The organism is Pedobacter sp. BG31 (assembly GCF_042464845.1).
Taxonomy (GTDB): Bacteria; Bacteroidota; Bacteroidia; order Sphingobacteriales; family Sphingobacteriaceae; genus Pedobacter; species Pedobacter suwonensis.
The window spans coordinates 395,376-411,569 of the sequence record NZ_JBHNZK010000002.1 but is presented as its reverse complement, the minus strand read 5'-3'; the positions used below and the strand labels follow the sequence as shown (position 1 = coordinate 411,569).

General features: G+C 38.5%; 15 protein-coding genes and 1 tRNA gene. 11 read left to right on the top strand and 5 right to left on the bottom strand.

What is annotated here, in order from left to right; translation table 11 throughout:
• Position 1: 1 nt before the first annotated feature.
• Positions 2–75, bottom strand: a tRNA-Ile gene (locus tag ACFE6N_RS04940).
• A 226-nt stretch (positions 76–301) separates the two neighbouring features.
• Here ACFE6N_RS04940 and ACFE6N_RS04935 point away from each other — a divergent pair.
• A complete protein-coding gene (locus ACFE6N_RS04935) occupies positions 302–2,395 on the top strand; it encodes an HRDC domain-containing protein (RefSeq protein WP_378934378.1) in 2,094 nt (697 codons plus the stop codon).
• A 77-nt stretch (positions 2,396–2,472) separates the two neighbouring features.
• A complete protein-coding gene (locus tag ACFE6N_RS04930; protein WP_378934376.1) occupies positions 2,473–3,741 on the top strand; it encodes an Hsp70 family protein in 1,269 nt (422 codons plus the stop codon).
• 497 nt (positions 3,742–4,238) lie between these two features.
• On the opposite strand, the gene ACFE6N_RS04925 is transcribed toward ACFE6N_RS04930, so the two are convergent.
• The 3 genes from ACFE6N_RS04925 to ACFE6N_RS04915 all read right to left on the bottom strand — a co-directional run bounded on the left by ACFE6N_RS04925 (position 4,239) and on the right by ACFE6N_RS04915 (position 5,602).
• Positions 4,239–5,021, bottom strand: a complete 783-nt coding sequence (locus tag ACFE6N_RS04925; protein WP_378934374.1) for a helix-turn-helix domain-containing protein — start codon at positions 5,019–5,021, stop codon at positions 4,239–4,241.
• 262 nt (positions 5,022–5,283) lie between these two features.
• Positions 5,284–5,505 (bottom strand): cold-shock protein, encoded by a 222-nt coding sequence (locus ACFE6N_RS04920; RefSeq protein WP_378934373.1) that lies wholly within the window; start codon positions 5,503–5,505, stop codon positions 5,284–5,286.
• Between the two features lie 22 nt (positions 5,506–5,527).
• Complete coding sequence (locus ACFE6N_RS04915; RefSeq protein ID WP_378934482.1) at positions 5,528–5,602, bottom strand: hypothetical protein; 75 nt, start codon at positions 5,600–5,602, stop codon at positions 5,528–5,530.
• A gap of 855 nt (positions 5,603–6,457) precedes the next feature.
• On the opposite strand from ACFE6N_RS04915, the gene ACFE6N_RS04910 reads away from it, so the two are divergent.
• The 3 genes from ACFE6N_RS04910 to ACFE6N_RS04900 all read left to right on the top strand — a co-directional run bounded on the left by ACFE6N_RS04910 (position 6,458) and on the right by ACFE6N_RS04900 (position 10,385).
• Positions 6,458–9,166, top strand: a complete 2,709-nt coding sequence (locus ACFE6N_RS04910; RefSeq protein WP_378934371.1) for a PQQ-dependent sugar dehydrogenase — start codon at positions 6,458–6,460, stop codon at positions 9,164–9,166.
• 256 nt (positions 9,167–9,422) lie between these two features.
• Positions 9,423–10,058, top strand: a complete 636-nt coding sequence (locus ACFE6N_RS04905; RefSeq protein ID WP_378934369.1) for an HAD family hydrolase — start codon at positions 9,423–9,425, stop codon at positions 10,056–10,058.
• A 6-nt stretch (positions 10,059–10,064) separates the two neighbouring features.
• Positions 10,065–10,385: an Mpo1-like protein gene (locus tag ACFE6N_RS04900; protein WP_378934367.1), complete on the top strand. Its 321-nt coding sequence runs from the start codon at positions 10,065–10,067 to the stop codon at positions 10,383–10,385.
• Between the two features lie 310 nt (positions 10,386–10,695).
• Here ACFE6N_RS04900 and ACFE6N_RS04895 read toward each other — a convergent pair whose 3' ends face one another.
• Positions 10,696–11,880: a proline dehydrogenase family protein gene (locus ACFE6N_RS04895; RefSeq protein ID WP_378934365.1), complete on the bottom strand. Its 1,185-nt coding sequence runs from the start codon at positions 11,878–11,880 to the stop codon at positions 10,696–10,698.
• Positions 11,881–11,974: 94 nt separating this feature from the next.
• Between ACFE6N_RS04895 and ACFE6N_RS04890 the strand changes: the two genes are divergently transcribed.
• From ACFE6N_RS04890 to ACFE6N_RS04865, 6 genes are all read left to right on the top strand, one after another.
• Positions 11,975–12,181, top strand: coding sequence for an RNA-binding S4 domain-containing protein (locus tag ACFE6N_RS04890; RefSeq protein WP_134203316.1), 207 nt, complete (start codon positions 11,975–11,977; stop codon positions 12,179–12,181).
• Positions 12,181–13,236, top strand: a complete 1,056-nt coding sequence (gene aroB / locus ACFE6N_RS04885; protein WP_378934363.1) for a 3-dehydroquinate synthase — start codon at positions 12,181–12,183, stop codon at positions 13,234–13,236. The genes ACFE6N_RS04890 and aroB overlap by 1 nt, the downstream gene beginning before the upstream one ends.
• 1 nt (position 13,237) lies before the next feature.
• Positions 13,238–14,200 carry a sterol desaturase family protein gene (locus ACFE6N_RS04880; RefSeq protein WP_378934361.1) on the top strand — a complete coding sequence of 321 codons (963 nt, stop codon included), beginning with the start codon at positions 13,238–13,240 and terminating at the stop codon, positions 14,198–14,200.
• 169 nt (positions 14,201–14,369) lie between these two features.
• The gene (locus ACFE6N_RS04875; protein WP_090987947.1) at positions 14,370–14,561 is read left to right on the top strand and encodes a hypothetical protein; all 192 of its coding nucleotides are present in this window, start codon (positions 14,370–14,372) and stop codon (positions 14,559–14,561) included.
• Positions 14,562–14,565: 4 nt separating this feature from the next.
• Entirely contained in the window at positions 14,566–14,886 is a 321-nt protein-coding gene (locus ACFE6N_RS04870; RefSeq protein WP_090987949.1) for a type II toxin-antitoxin system RelE/ParE family toxin, read from the top strand.
• Between the two features lie 358 nt (positions 14,887–15,244).
• On the top strand, positions 15,245–16,078 hold the full coding sequence (locus ACFE6N_RS04865; RefSeq protein ID WP_090987951.1) for a prephenate dehydratase: 834 nt from the start codon (positions 15,245–15,247) through the stop codon (positions 16,076–16,078).
• The last annotated feature ends 116 nt before the right edge of the window (positions 16,079–16,194 follow it).

Genomic DNA, 16,194 nt, shown 5'->3' with positions numbered 1-16,194 from the left:
GTGGGCCCACCTGGGCTCGAACCAGGGACCAAAAGATTATGAGTCTTCTACTCTAACCAGCTGAGCTATAGGCCCGAAAAAAAGGCGTTCCTTTTTTGCGAGTGCAATGTTACAAATTTGTATTGAAATTAGGAAAATGTTTTCGGCATTTTTTTATAAAAAGGATGGATATAAACTCATTTTCAACCGCTTAATTTTAATTTTCATTTTAGCATGCCTCGCCACTACTTAAAAAATGTGGATAAAACGCCCGTTCACCTACCCGTAAATCCATTTCGAATAGGTTAATTTTGTAGTTGATATGAACACGCCCAACCAGGACAACCAACTTCTTTTAGATTTTTTAGCCACCACCAATCAGCCTGTTTTTTTAACCGGTAAAGCCGGAACAGGTAAAACTACCCTCCTGCGCAAAATCAGGGATACCATCAAAAAGAATTTCGCCATTGTTGCGCCCACCGCAGTTGCAGCTATAAATGCTGGCGGTGTTACGCTACACTCCTTTTTTCAGATTCCTTTCGGGCCATTGGTTCCGGTTGTTGATGAACATGCAGAAACCAATTTTAAGTATTCAGATGAGAAAACAAGACTCTTACGTTGCCTTGATTTATTGATTATTGATGAAATCAGTATGGTCAGGGTAGATCTGATTGATTTTATCGACCGTACTTTAAAACGTGTTAAAGGTTCAAATCGTCCCTTCGGTGGCGTGCAGGTATTAATGATCGGTGATCTTTACCAGCTCTCTCCTATCTTTCATGATGCCTGGCACATCCTGGGCAGTTATTATTCCAGTCCTTATTTTTTTGACAGCCTCATTTTCAGGTCTACGCCGATGCTGACGTTTACCTTAGATAAGGTTTACCGCCAGTCAGACCCTGTATTTCTTGACATTTTGAATGGCATGCGTGAAAACAGCCTTGATGCAGAACTCCTGGCCAAACTGAATGAACGTTACGATCCATCTTTGGATCAGGAATGGAAAGATGATTACATCACCCTTACCACGCACAACCAGTTGGTTAACGAAATTAACGAAGGCTGTCTGGAAAAATTACCAGGGGAAATTTTCGAATTCAATGCAGAAGTCAGTGGTGATTTTCCTAAAGACGCTTATCCCACCGATGAAAAACTTCAGTTAAAACTGGGTGCGCAGGTCATCTTCATTAAAAATGATTCTTCAGGTAAAAAGCAATTCTACAACGGAAAAGCGGCTAAAATTACTGCAATCAGTCAGGATTCGATAAAAGTAACTTTCACCAACGGTGGCAGAGAAATTGAAGTAGAAAAAGAGATCTGGCAGAATGTTAAATACAGCCTGAGCAACGAAGAAAATAAAATTGATGAAACCAGTACTGGATCCTTCTCTCAATATCCATTTAAGCTAGCCTGGGCCATTACCGTGCACAAAAGTCAGGGTTTAACTTTTGATCAGGCTATAGTAGATGTAAGCACTGCATTTACCCACGGACAGGCCTACGTGGCGCTGAGCCGTTGCAGAAGTTTGGAAGGGCTCATTTTAAAATCGCCTGTGGTTGCCGAAAATATCATTACCGATGCTAAAGTAATCAGTTTTACAAAAGCCGCCCATCAGAATCAACCTACACCACAACTTTTAGCCCGATATACGCAGCAATATAGCTGGGGATTGATCCACGAACTGCTGGATTTCTCGCTGGTTGCCAAAGACTGGGAAAAACTGGGGCGCTCCAAGCTGATCGACAGAGATGAGCAAAATGCGTTTTTAGCTATTTACGAACCTGGAAATCAGACATTTCAGAACGAAATTTTTAAAGTAGCCAAAAATTTTATTGCAAAGGAATTTTCGAAAATCAATACCGATAACAACACGGCGGATGAAAGAGCTTTTATGGATCGCTTGCAAAAAGCGTCAGATTATTTTGTTCCGAAACTGGAACAGCTCATTACTTTAACTTCCAAAATTGTGGACATCAACTTTTATAACGACACACATTCTGATAAACTACTTACCATATTAAACGATTGCAAAGACGGGCTCCAGATCAAATTGGCCCTGTTTAAAATTTCCTGGAATCCATTTTCCATTAGAGACTATATCAATACTTTACATGCTGCTGGCAATAAACAAGCAGAGAAAAAACCGCTTAAATCGGGCATTAAACCAAAAGAAATTTCAAATCCTCAGGTTTATAAAAACCTCGTCGAATGGCGCAGCACAATTGCACAGCAACGCGGCACGCAGGATTATGCTGTACTTTCTGATTTAGCATTACTTTCTATTGCCGAAAAAATGCCAAGAACAACCGATCAGCTGGCAGCACTCAAAAGCGTAGGCATTGGTAATGCAAAAGAACTCGGCCAACAGATTACCCGCATCGTTAATGCACATTTGGGTACCAGCGAGTTATTTTAAAAAAATTTACTTCTTAACACTTTTTTTAATACTTTCGCAACCCCATTTTAGCCCCGCCAACCCCAGCATAGCAAGCCATGAGTAATTTTTTATACGGAATCGATTTTGGAACAACCAATTCGGCACTTTCCATTTACGATGAAGAAAAGAAAGAAATTGTAGATACCATTTCTATCCCTTCCTTAATTTATTTTACAGAAGTAAAAAGTCTTATTGATGGCGAAAGTCATATCGTTGGCGACAAAGCAATAGATGCTTATTTAAACGATGGCATGAAAGGCCGTTTTATAAAATCCATTAAACAGATCCTTTCCAGAACTACTTTTACCGAAACTCGCATCCATAATAAAAGATATACTGCGTCAGACCTGGTCACTTTAATCCTGAGGGATTTGAAGACGAAGGCCGATCAGATTATTGGCAAAGAATGTAACAAGGCCATTATAGGTCGCCCGGTATTTTTTGATGATGACAATACGATGAAAGATACCCTGGCGCAAACCAGGTTAAAAAAAGCCGCAGAAAGTGCCGGCTTTACCGATGTCCGCTTTCAGTTTGAGCCTATCGGGGCTGCTTTTGCCTACGAGAAAACCATTACCAGGAAAGAGCTCGTACTGGTGGCCGATCTGGGCGGAGGTACAACAGATTTCACTTACCTCATCCTTGATCCCGATAAAGTTGGCAGCAAGGACCGTAAAAACGATATGATTGCCTCTGGTGGGATCTACATTGGGGGCGATAGCCTTGATTCGGCATTTATGTGGGACAGGGGAACACCATATTTTGGTAAAAACACGCTGTATGAGGCCACACCAGGCAAGGTCTTAAATGTGCCCAAATCGCTCTTTGCAAATATCTGCACCTGGGATAAAATGAATTTCTTTAATGGTTTAAAAATTCAGAAAGAAATTGAAGAATATTATTATTACTCCGGAAACGATCCGAAATTCAAAAACCTGATTACCCTGATCGAAAATAACCTGGGTTATTCTTTATTCAGATCGATAGAAAAAACCAAAATCGAACTTTCTGATCAGCCTGATTCTACTTTTGCCTATAGCAATATGGAAATCGAGATTGATGAAAATATTTCGCTGCAACAGTATAATTCCATTATCGAAAAGGACATTGATAAAATAGATGCCTATCTGGACCGCTTTATGGAAACATATAAAATCAACCCGGCAGATATTGACTGTTTGTTTTTGACCGGGGGAACCTCGATGGTATCAGCAGTTCAAGACTTATTTAAAACCAAGTTTCCACACATTCCGTTAAACTCCGGCGATAATTTTAAAAGTGTTGCCAAAGGTTTAGCTTACAGCGGTTATCTGTTTGAAAATTAACACAGGCCAGAGGCTTTATTTGGGAATTTACAGCATAGTACAATGAACTATATTGTGGCAGAAAGAACAGTTTTCTTTATAAAGAGCGCAGGGCTAAGTCAACGTACCAGGTTTCTTCCCGTTTGATGTTTTTACGCTTTGCTACCTCGTACCTAATTGCTGAAATTTATCGCTGTTCAACCTGAAAAGGATCGTTTTTTCGACAAACTCTAGCTCGGCCAAATGTGTATTTTACCCTTGTAAAACGGCAACATCCGGAATTGTAAATACTAAAATACAAATACGTAATATATTTAGGAATATTTCTTCTTCTTTAAATTAAGATTTTATAATTTAGCAAACATAAATTGGTGCGGCTGATAAAATAGCAACAGTGAGCAAAGCTTTACGCGTTAGGCGAGAAACAATTAATGTGGTGAGGTGTGGAATACCTGTTTTCTAGAAGAGATCAAATCAAATTGATGGACGTTTCTTTGGCAGACGCACCAATTTTTATTTTAACTGATGCTTAGGCGGCTAAATTGAAATACCGACATGCCTTTATGTCGTTTAAAACTGGTATTAAAGCTAGTGGTTTGTTCAAAACCCAATATTTCGGCTATTTCATCAATTGTATAATCACTATGAAGCAACAGCACTTCCGCTTCGCGCATAATACGGTCTTTAATCAGTACGGTCAAGCTTTTTCCAAGCACCCGATCTAAAAATTTATTCAATCTGCCCGGACTCAACCCCATGCCTTCAGCATAAAACTGAATGGATCTTTCCTGCTTATAAAATTGCTCTAAAATTGCCCGGAACCTTAATACCTGCTGCAAATCATCTAAGGTTAACGCTGCAAGATAGCCATCCAAACCAGCTGTAAAGCCCAAAAACAACGATAAATATTGTGCTATATAAGACATATCCCTTTTATGCTCAATTTCTCTTTTCAGCTGATCAAGTAGATTATACGTTTTGCTTGATTTTTGCGGATCAAGATCCCTGAAAGAAAGGTTTAAAAAAAGATTTTTAGCTTGCGGATCCAAGTGCTGCTGTAAAAATTCTGCATATAACAAACTACTAAAACTTAGCCAATAACCCGAACTCATTTCTCCATCAAGCCTAACCAGGCCCTCTTCAGGAATAAAAAAAATCCGGCCATTCAAAAGTGGGTAATCGCCAGAATTCATACACAGAAAGCCTTTTCCCTGGCATACAATCAACATGCGCATAGGATATATAGCCTGTAATGCACGCTCTCTGTGAAAAAAACCGCTAATTGGCTCTAGCTGAATCATAAAAACATGAGGATAAACAACAATAAGACCAAATTTATCCGACTTGGTTACAAGTTGTTGAAATATATTATGACCAGGAGGCACTGGTCCGCAGGAGCCAGCGTAATGTGCATACTGTTATTAAGCCGTCCGGACCCGCAAAATTTTCTACCATACCGCTCATTCGCTGTCCTCCTTCCAAATCAAAATAAACCATTTCATTGTTAACTTACCGCTATCAGCTACTCTTGCTTGTAGATAATATAATATCCCGACCTTATTTCTACGCCGACAGCACAATCACCTTAGTGGCTTCGATGCCATTTTGCGTAAATTCGATATCAAACTGAACAATGTTACTGGTTTTAATGTGATCAACCACGCCATGGGCAAAAACGTTTAATTCTTTCCCTCCATTTGAAGGTATAATACTTCCCATCCCTTTTTCCGGGTTATAAAACTTTACAGTACCTAATCTCATCGAATTATCAAATCTTTTTAACATTAACTGCATTTATACCTTTTTTTCATTGTACGACCTCAAATTCAACCCGGTCATACCGGCTTATTTTATCGCTTAAGCCGGTAACATGAACAAAAATTTCTTCTTCGTTTTCTGTTATAATGAAACCAAATCCCTCAGTTTCATGATAAAAACTTTACTATCCCCTGCATTTTCTATGGAATTTACTGCTTAAACATAAAAAAGATCAAAAGGTTTAGCTATTAAATACTTTTTTTTGCCAGTTCAATAAATATGGAGATCATAACAATGATTTAACGCTAAGCCCTTATGATATGCGCAGCAGCCAGGCACGATATGCAAAATTTAAACACATGATGTAGTACCATCTACATAGGAAAAAGTTAGATTGAAGTAACCGGTCAGATTCGGCATATTACCGATATCAAGATCCCGCGATTGGCATCTAAGAGATTGTGAGCATTCGATACAGCATGATTTTACAATGCCACATGTAACAACAAGGTGGAATATCAACCAATCAAAATTTATTTCGATACAATTTAAGGAGTCAAAAAAGAAAGAATGCGTTCTGCTTTTAAAGAAACAACTAACCCTTTTTTCCGCTAAAAATCACAAAGAAAACACTAAAACCGCCTAAGAGGAAAACTACTCCAAGAATTAAATTAATTTTATCGTTCATTCCGTAATTTACATATTAAAACCACAATGACAATAGACTGACATAAGATAAATGCAAAAAACAACCCTTGGTTGTTGGATTTTCAAGAGTAATTATTACAATTTGCAAACCTTTTGATGCTGATTTTCAATCTACACAACTAATAATGAGATAATTATTAAATTTTAAATTCGATACAGAAATACGCACTGCCTGGTAAATTATACCGATACCTTTCGCATAAATTTTGATACAATACCCCAGCCTACAAAACTATACCCTATATTTATTGAAAATCATTCAACCAAATAAATGAAAACAGCACTTAGCCTATTTTTATCTGCTCTTGCACTTATCTTTATATCGGCAACAACTTTAAACAAAAAAGTTTTTGAGCACAAAACTTTCAATTTTTTTCCAAAGCAAAAAATAGATACACCAGATCAAGACCGCTTTGTGAAAGTTACCCTGGCGCAGGGAGAATTTACAGAGCCAACTGAGATGGCAGTGCTCCCTAATCTGGACATTTTAGTTGCCCAGCGCAGAGGTGAAGTATTGATCTATAAGAACCAAACAAAAAAAATAAAAGAAGCGGGCAAGCTTGATGTCTATTTCAAAACCAATACCCCGAATGTAAATGCTGAAGAAGGTTTACTAGGCATGGCCGCAGACCCAAAATTTGCAGTAAATCAATACATTTATCTTTTTTACAGCCCGTTTGACAAATCTGTAAACCGACTTTCGAGATTTAAACTGGTTAACGATCAGATTGTTAAAGAATCTGAAAAAATTGTGCTCGAATTCTATTCTCAGCGCGAGATATGTTGCCATACCGGCGGCTCCATTGCTTTTGGATCAGATAATTTGCTTTACGTATCAACAGGCGACAACTCTACCCCATTTGATGCGCCAAAACAACAATACGTAAACAAAGGTTATGCCCCCCTTGACAATAGAAAAGGATTTGAGCAATATGACTCCAGAAGATCGGCCGGAAATACCAACGATTTAAGGGGAAAAATACTGAGGATCAAAGTAAATGAAGATGGCACCTATAGCATACCGGATGGCAACCTTTTCCCTAAAGATACCCCAAAAACCAGACCTGAAATTTATGTAATGGGCAATAGAAACCCTTACCGTATTTCAGTTGATCAGAAAACCAACTTTTTGTACTGGGGCGAAGTTGGCCCTGATGCCACCAACGACGATCCACTAAGAGGCCCCAGAGGTTATGATGAGGTGAACCAGGCACGTAAGGCAGGTAATTTTGGATGGCCCCTGTTTATAGGCAATAACTATCCATATAAGGCTTATGATTATACCAACGGCGCAAACGGAAATGCATTCGATCCCGAATCACCTATAAACAACTCGCCAAACAATACCGGTTTGGAGAAACTTCCACCTGCACAACCAGCCTATATCTGGTATCCTTATGGCGAGTCCAAAGAGTTTCCGCAAGTGGGTGCGGGCGGGCGTACCGCAATGGCGGGTCCCGTATATTATGCCACTGCTAACTCACCTTACCCAGCTTACTACAATGGAAAGCTGATTATTTATGAATGGGTACGGGGCTGGGTCAAAGCGGTAACCATGAATGCCCAGGGTGATTATGTGAGTATGGAGCCATTTATGGCTAACGTTTCTTTAGCTGCGCCTATCGATATGGAATTAGGTCCTGACGGAAAACTATACATCCTTGAGTATGGTAAAGGCTGGTTTAGCAAAAATCCTGATGCCGCAATTACCAGAATTGATTACCTGAAAGGTAACCGTCCGCCGGCTATTGAACGCCTTAATATCGCAAAAACCAGTGGTTTACTGCCTTATAAAATGACGGCAACCGTTACGGCTAAAGACCCTGACGGCGACCCTTTAAAATACATATGGAATTTAGGGAAAGGAATTACCAAAACCACCAGTACCCCAACATTAAACTATACTTTTACTAAAAAGGGCGAATATCCGGTAAGCGTAACGGTGATAGACAACAGTAAAGCTTCTGCAAAAAGCCAGGTAATACCTGTTTATGCAGGTAACGAACACCCAACTGTAACCATTAATTTAAGTGGTAACAAGAGTTTTTATTTCCCGAATAAAGCAATTGATTATAAAGTTTTAGTAAGCGATAAAGCTGCAAAGGTGAATACCAACCGCATTTACATCTCAAACACCTATACCGAAGGCACTGATTTGGCTGGCGCACAATTAGGGCACCAGCAGGCAGCACAAACGCTAATTGGCAAATCGCTCATGCTGAAATCCGATTGTAGCACCTGCCATAAAGAATCAGCTGTTTCTATTGGCCCTGCTTTCGAAAAAATAGCAACTAAATATAAAAATGATGGTAAAGCCGTTGATTACCTGGCATCAAAAGTAATTGGTGGTAGCCATGGCGTATGGGGAGAAGTACCAATGCCTGCACACCCGGCAATGAAAGAAGCCGAAGTGAAGAAAATTACCGAGTGGATTATGACTTTAGGCAACAAAGAAGCCGTTAAAGCCTCACTACCAACTTCGGGAAAAATCGTTCCTTCAACAGCGGCAGATAAAAAGAAAACGGTATTTACTTTAAAGGCAACCTATACCGATGCCGGTGGTGCAGGTTTAAAACCGTTAACCACAACAAACGTAATCAACCTCAAAAGCAATATCATCGATGCAGATGACATTAAAGATTTTGCAGGTTTTGAACGTAAAGACATTTATGGCGGCGAAAAACTCATTCTCACCAAAGACAATGGTTGGATAGCCATTAAAAATGTCGATTTAACCGGTATTTCAGGTTTTAGCTATTCATTTCTGAACCTCGATCCTGAATCCGACGGAGAAATTGAAATCAGACTAGATGATAGTAAAGGCATGTTGATTGGTAAGTCTACCTTTAGAAAAAGTGTGCCGGTACAAATGATTTCGGACGGGAAGTTACACGATATTTATTTTGTGTTCAAAACCCTAAAAACGGGTGATAAGAAGAAACGGACCATAATCCAATCGATTACAGTAGCGCCTAAATAAATAATTTTTTAACATTGGATTTCCGCCTACGCGGGAATTCAATGTTAATCAATATAAACTGACAGGCTTTTTGCCAAATGGCGGGCTTCAATAGCTCATCAAAGCATCTTGCTGGCTGTTTCGACTATCTGCCCCGAGCCTCGGAGGCTCAACATGAGCATCGAAAGCAGATATCAGCTTGATATCCTCATTTTATAAAAAAATGGTGTTTTAATATCCATCATTAATATCTTTGCAGTAAATCAGGATGAATCTCATGCAAAATATTAAAAACATAATTTTCGATTACGGAAACGTAATATTTGATATCGATTTCAAAGTTGCCCAGGCTTCTTTTCAAAAGTTAGGCGTTAATGATATCGAGAATTTCTTTGCGCATAAAGCACACAACCAGTTATTTGATGATTTTGAAACCGGTGCCATTTCTCCTTCCGAATTTAGGACAGGAATTAGAAATGCCGCAGGCAATTCCGAATTAACCGATCAGCAGATTGACGAAGCATGGAACAGCCTGTTAATCGGAACCATACAGGAGAACCATAATTTATTACTTGAAGTAAAAGAAAAGTACCGTACGTTCTTGTTGAGTAATAACAATGAAATCCACTATGATTGGATTATCAATTACCTGAAAACCACTTTCGAAATTAATAATTATGATGCTTATTTTGAGAAAGCTTATTTCTCTCAGCACATGAAGCTCCGTAAACCCAATACTAATATTTTCGAACAGGTTTTAAGAGAAAATAACCTTGATCCGGCCGAGACACTGTTTATCGACGATAGTCCACAGCATATCGAAGGCGCCAAAAAAGTGGGCTTAAATACCTTATTAATGACCGAAAAACCGTCACAATTGGGCGCATTTTTAAAAGCGAACGGAATTTTATAAATTAATATGTCAGAAAAAAAGTTTAAGTCGTTAAAAGAGTTCTACCCATTTTATTTATCAGAACATCGCAATACCACATCTCGTGTGCTGCATTTTATCGGTATCGGATTAGTTTGCCTGGCTTTTTTTACCGGATTTCTTTTTCATAACTGGCATTTCTTTTTGGCCATGCCAGTATTGGGTTATGCCTTTGCATGGGTTGGACATTTCTTTTTTGAAAAAAATAAACCCGCTACCTTTCAATACCCGCTTTATAGTTTAGCCAGCGATTTTATGCTGTTTTATGATTTGTTAACGGGCAAACAATCTTTTATAGTGAAAACTTAATTTTGCGATATTCAGCGCACTATCCTTTTTGGCTGTCACCCTGAGCGTAGTCGAAGGGCAGCCAAAAAGATATAGCAAAAGCGAGACTGCACCTACCAAAGGACTATTGCATGCTCGTTTCCAAAAAGCAACTGATCTTTTATAAGAGATAATTGTTTTGGTGACTAAAAGAAAAATCGCCATCCCGAATGAAGTGTACCAGAGATCCTTCGACTACGCTCAGGATGACAATCACACTTATTTAGAAATGACGACGCTGTTAACTGAAAACTGCTAAATGAATACTGCCAACTGCTAACTGAAAACTGAACTAAATTTTCCTTCTTTTCAATTCCCTTTCAATCAAACCTAACTCACGGCCTGTTTGTCCGGCAACTGAAGTATTTTCCTGTGCCCTTCTGAACAAATAAGGCATTACCGCTTTAATCGGGCCATAAGGAACATATTTTGCCACATTATAATTCGAATCAGCAAGATTAAAACTTAAGTTATCACTCATGCCCAATAACTGGGCAAAGTATACATGCGGATGATTGTGCGTAATCTTTTTTTCCTCCAAAAGGTAAGTCAATAACCGGCTGCTATCCTCATTATGCGTTCCGGCAACAATGGCAATATCTTCAATATGATCCACACAATAGCGTAAAGATTCATTGTAATCGTGGTCTGATGCGGCTTTATCCGGCTGGATCGGTGAGGGATATCCCATTTCCGCAGCACGTTTACGCTCTTTTTCCATGTAAGCACCACGTACCATTTTTACGCCCAAAATAAAGCCATCCGCTTTTGCAATCAAATGATCAGCTTTCATATCGGCCAGCTTATCATGGCGGTACATCTGGTAAGTGTTGTACACAATAATGCGTTCGCGGTTATATTTACGCATCATATCCAGCGCCAGTTCATCGATGGTATCCTGAATCCAGGTTTCTTCTGCATCAATCATGATCGGCACTCCTCTATCATAAGCGGTTTTACAGATCATTTCGCAGCGTAACTTCACCTTTTCATATTCAGCCTGTTCTGCTGCAGTTAGCATCTCTTTAGCATCCAGTTTCTGTAATAGCGCAAAACGGCCAATACCTGTTATCTTAAATACCGTAATCGGAATTTTGGGATCGCCATCGGCACGCACAATGGTGCGGATAATTTCGGCACAGGTCTCATCAAAAACCCGTTCTTCCTCTTCTCCTTCCACCGAATAATCTAAAATGGTTCCTACCCCACCTTTGTCCAGTTGCGCAATGGCCTTATCACATTCTGCAATGGTTTCACCGCCGCAAAACTGCTGAAAAATGGTTGCTTTAATGGCGCCCTGAATTGGCAGGCCAATATTTAAAAAGAAGTTTGTAATGGCGGGACCAACTTTCGTGAGGAAATTATTTCCGATCATTTTAAAAAGCCAGTATGCTTTTTTAAGTTCCTGGTTAGATTTTTGGCGGAATGCAATTTCCGTATTATCGAAATTTGGCAGTTTCTTGGTGGATAAATCCATTTGTTACGATATAATAAGTCAGATTGATGCAAAATTATAAAAAGCATTGGTTGTTAAAACTAAAAACCTTTAAATAATCGTATTTTTGCACAAAATGATACAATTCAAATTAGAGGGCGAATTTATTCCGTTAATCCAGCTGTTAAAAGCAAGCGGATTGGTAGGTAGTGGCGGTGATGCCCAAACCGTTGTTGAAGATGGTTTAGTAAAAACCAACGGCGAGGTCGAATTCCGCAAACGTTATAAGGTTAGAGTTGGCGATATTGTTACTTTTGGCGAAAATAAAATAGAAATTATTTAATGGAACCACTTACCAGCGCAGGCCATACGCTTTATTTCGAAAGCAATTTAGATGCTTTAAAAACACTTTTAGCAAGCAATAAATACAGCAAGGTTTTTGTACTGGCTGATGAACATACCAGTGAAATTTGCCTGCCCCTGTTTCAATCCATCTTAGACTTTTCTGAATTTGACCTGATTGAAACTTCAGCAGGTGAAGAAAATAAAAACATCGATTTCTGCATTGGCATCTGGAAAACCCTGCTGGATTTTGAAGCCGACCGTAAAAGCCTGATGATCAACCTCGGTGGAGGTGTAATTACCGATATGGGTGGCTTTATTGCCTCTACCTATAAACGCGGAATCGATTTTATCAACATTCCCACCACCCTCCTTTCTCAGGTTGATGCCTCAGTTGGCGGTAAAACGGGAATTGATATCGATAATGTAAAAAACATGGTGGGTACCTTTACCCTCCCGCAAATGGTTTTTATCGAGACCGCATTTTTGAAGACACTGCCCCCGCGCGAACTTTTGTCTGGCTTTGCCGAGATGATTAAACATGGTTTAATTTACGACAAAACTTATTACGAAAAACTTAAGGCTAGTGACTATTTAACGCCCGCAGCAGCAGATATTTACCGATCGGTTGAGATTAAAAATGAGGTGGTAACCATTGATCCGCATGAGAAAAACCTGCGGAAGATTTTAAACTTTGGACATACCATCGGCCACGCTATTGAAGGTTATTCTTTGGCAAATGACGAAAATCCGCTGACACATGGTGAAGCCATTGCCATCGGTTTTGTGTGCGAGGCAGCACTTTCTATCAATAACAGTACATTGAGCACTGAAGAACTGGAAGATATCAGCAGGTATATCTTATCGTTGTATCCCAAATACAATATTAAAAAAGAAAGCTATAACACCCTTTTGGAATTAATGAAAAGTGATAAAAAGAACGAAGACGGAAACATTCTCTTTTCACTTTTAGAAAACATAGGTAAATGCACGTTTAACTGCCGTGTAAGTACAACCGATATTTTAAGCAGTTTAGATTATTATAACAGTTTATAAAATGAAATATACCGGAAGTGATATTTCTGTTATCGGGCTTTTTAGCTTCGTAATCGTGTTAACCCTGGTTGAAATGTATTTTAGCTACCAGCACGACAGAAAATTATATACCAAACGCGATACCTGGACCAACATCTATCTGATGACTGCAGCTGTTGTGATTAATTTAGGTACCAAAACATTTACTTTTTTCTTATTGGCCTATTGTTACCAGTTCCGCTTGTTTCAGATTTCCAATGTCTGGCTCTATTGGATCGTGCTGATTTTAGCACAGGATTTTTTATACTGGTTTTTGCATACCGTAGGTCATTACGTACGCTTTTTCTGGGCCATGCATGTTACCCATCACTCTTCTGAACACTTTAACTTAACCACGGGTTTCCGTTCAACTGTTTTTGAGCCATTATATCGCGTTTTCTTTTACCTGCCCCTGGCCTTTATGGGCTTTACGGCAGTTGATATTCTTTTTGCCTACCTGGTTACCCAAATTTATGGCAACCTGGTTCACACCCAATACAATATCAGATTCCCGAAATGGTACGAGTATATCTTTGTAACGCCATCTCATCACCGTGTACACCATGCCAGTAATGTGCGTTACCTTGATAAAAACATGGGTATGGTATTAATTCTGTGGGACAGGTGGTTTGGAACTTTCCAGGCCGAGTTACCTGAAGATAAAGTTAAATACGGCTTAACCACCCAGCCTACCGATACAGGCCCGGTAAACATTATTTTCCACGAGTTTATTGCCTTAACAGCAGATGTAAAAAAGGCACCCACCTTTATGGATAAAGTGAAATACATTTTTAACCCACCGGGGTGGAGCCATGACGGAAGTACCAAAATTGCAAAAATCATGCAAAAGGAGCTGCGCGAAGAAGAACAGAAAAGACATGATGACGAGCAAAAGCAAAAAGTAAAAGCACTTAACGACCATGGCGAGCTAAGCTCTGCAGGATAAAAATAAACTAAGGTCTGTGTCTCCACAGACCTTTTTTTTATGATATACCACACCTAATTTTATCACTGATTACGCTCAATCAGGCATAGTATTTGGTAATTTCTCTCTTTAAACTTAATATCTATTATACTTAGATATAATTCGTATTTTTGGTATAAAATTTACTGCTATGACCACATTAACCATACAAGTTAAAGATAACGACACTGAATTTCTGCTAGAGGTATTAAAAAGAATTAATGCAAAAGTGGTTCAGCCTTCTAAGAAAAAACTTCTGTTAAATGGTATTGCTCAGGGGATAAAAGAAGCAAAAGAAATTAAATCTGGCAAAATTGAGCCGTTATCTTTAAAAGATATCTGAAACAATGGAAATAAAGATAATCTACTCACCTATTTTTATAAAAAAAGCCAAGCAATTAAAAAAAAAACATTTATCTCTAATTAACGATTTATCCGAATTAGAATCCCAACTGCTCGAAAATCCACGAATTGGTGCCGATCTTGGCAATGGAATTTTTAAGATAAGATTAGCTGTTAAAAGTAAAGGAAAAGGAAAGAGCGGTGGTTATAGGGTAATTACTTATCTGCAGATTGAAAATGAAATCAATATGATTTACATTTATGATAAATCTGAAGAAGCTACTATCACTAAAAAAGATATTCAGAAAATAATAGAAAGCTTGTAAATTCAATTAATATCTGAGTTAAATTCTACTTTCTATATCAGCTATCTTCAGTTAAAATCGATAGTTACATATCAACTAAACAATAGATTTGAATATTATATACTCATTGTCAAAACGGTTCAAAAACAAAAAAATTAAATTTCATTAAAAATATTTTCATTTTACTATTGACAAATTAAATTTTGTTACTACATTTGGCTCAACAAAAAAGAAATGCAAAATACAAACACATATTACTTTGGTTACTTTTACTATTTTAGTAAGAGCCGGGGCTAATATGCAAAAAGATATATAACAATATTAAAATGTATAAAAAAGTCCCGGCAACCAGCCGGGACTTTTTTGTTTTAACGCAAAAATGGAAACGACAAAACGAGTAGCAATTCAGGGTATTAAGGCATCTTTCCACGAGGAGGCCGCATACAAATTCTTTGGTAGGGACATTGAGACTGTTGAGTGTAATTCTTTTAAAGAAACCTGCGATAAATTAGAAAAAAACGAGGCAGATTTCGTTGTAATGGCGATTGAAAACTCTATCGCCGGCAGTTTATTACCAAACTATACACTGATCAGAGATTTTGGTTTTTCAGTGGTAGGCGAGGTTTACTTAGCTATCCAATTGCACTTGATGGCGCTACCAGGCGTAAAGTTTGAGGATATTAAAGTGGTTACTTCACACCCCATCGCCATCCGCCAGTGTATCGATTTCTTTTATGATTATCCACACATTAAAATCGTAGAAAGCAATGATACCGCAGCCTGTGCCAAACGCATACAGCAAGAGCAACTAACAGATACGATGGCCATTGCAAACAACTTAGCAGCAGAACTTTACGGCTTAAACATTTTAGAACGCCGTGTAGAATCAAATAAGAAAAACTATACCCGTTTCCTGATCCTGAAAAAAGACAAAACAGACGAAGGCAAAAAAATAAACAAAGCATCTATTTGCTTTCAGGTTGGCCACAAAGCCGGTTCATTGGCAACAGTGTTAAATATCTTCGCAGAACAAGAAGTAAGTTTAACAAAAATACAATCTATGCCGGTTTTAGGTAAAAGAAACGAATATTACTTTTACGTCGATTTAGAATGGCCAAGCACCGAAAAATATGATAAGGCCATTAGAAAGGCATTAAAATATACATCGAACTTTAACATATTAGGAGAATATCAAAAGAACGATAAAGTATAAATAAGTCTGGAGTCCGAAGTCTGGGCCGAAGACAAATAGTAGAATAGTCAAACTTGTAATAATAAAATAATTAAAATATAATTCCTGATTTCCGACTGCGGACTAAGGACTTTAAA

Bases quoted from the DNA above. Each gene is read 5' to 3' on its own strand.
- ACFE6N_RS04935 (WP_378934378.1), top strand. From the start codon at position 302: ATGAACACGCCCAACCAGGACAACCAACTTCTTTTAGATTTTTTAGCC.
- ACFE6N_RS04930 (WP_378934376.1), top strand. From the start codon at position 2,473: ATGAGTAATTTTTTATACGGAATCGATTTTGGAACAACCAATTCGGCA.
- ACFE6N_RS04925 (WP_378934374.1), bottom strand. From the start codon at position 5,021: ATGATTCAGCTAGAGCCAATTAGCGGTTTTTTTCACAGAGAGCGTGCA.
- ACFE6N_RS04920 (WP_378934373.1), bottom strand. From the start codon at position 5,505: ATGTTAAAAAGATTTGATAATTCGATGAGATTAGGTACTGTAAAGTTT.
- ACFE6N_RS04910 (WP_378934371.1), top strand. From the start codon at position 6,458: ATGAAAACAGCACTTAGCCTATTTTTATCTGCTCTTGCACTTATCTTT.
- ACFE6N_RS04905 (WP_378934369.1), top strand. From the start codon at position 9,423: ATGCAAAATATTAAAAACATAATTTTCGATTACGGAAACGTAATATTT.
- ACFE6N_RS04900 (WP_378934367.1), top strand. From the start codon at position 10,065: ATGTCAGAAAAAAAGTTTAAGTCGTTAAAAGAGTTCTACCCATTTTAT.
- ACFE6N_RS04895 (WP_378934365.1), bottom strand. From the start codon at position 11,880: ATGGATTTATCCACCAAGAAACTGCCAAATTTCGATAATACGGAAATT.
- ACFE6N_RS04890 (WP_134203316.1), top strand. From the start codon at position 11,975: ATGATACAATTCAAATTAGAGGGCGAATTTATTCCGTTAATCCAGCTG.
- aroB (WP_378934363.1), top strand. From the start codon at position 12,181: ATGGAACCACTTACCAGCGCAGGCCATACGCTTTATTTCGAAAGCAAT.
- ACFE6N_RS04880 (WP_378934361.1), top strand. From the start codon at position 13,238: ATGAAATATACCGGAAGTGATATTTCTGTTATCGGGCTTTTTAGCTTC.
- ACFE6N_RS04875 (WP_090987947.1), top strand. From the start codon at position 14,370: ATGACCACATTAACCATACAAGTTAAAGATAACGACACTGAATTTCTG.
- ACFE6N_RS04870 (WP_090987949.1), top strand. From the start codon at position 14,566: ATGGAAATAAAGATAATCTACTCACCTATTTTTATAAAAAAAGCCAAG.
- ACFE6N_RS04865 (WP_090987951.1), top strand. From the start codon at position 15,245: ATGGAAACGACAAAACGAGTAGCAATTCAGGGTATTAAGGCATCTTTC.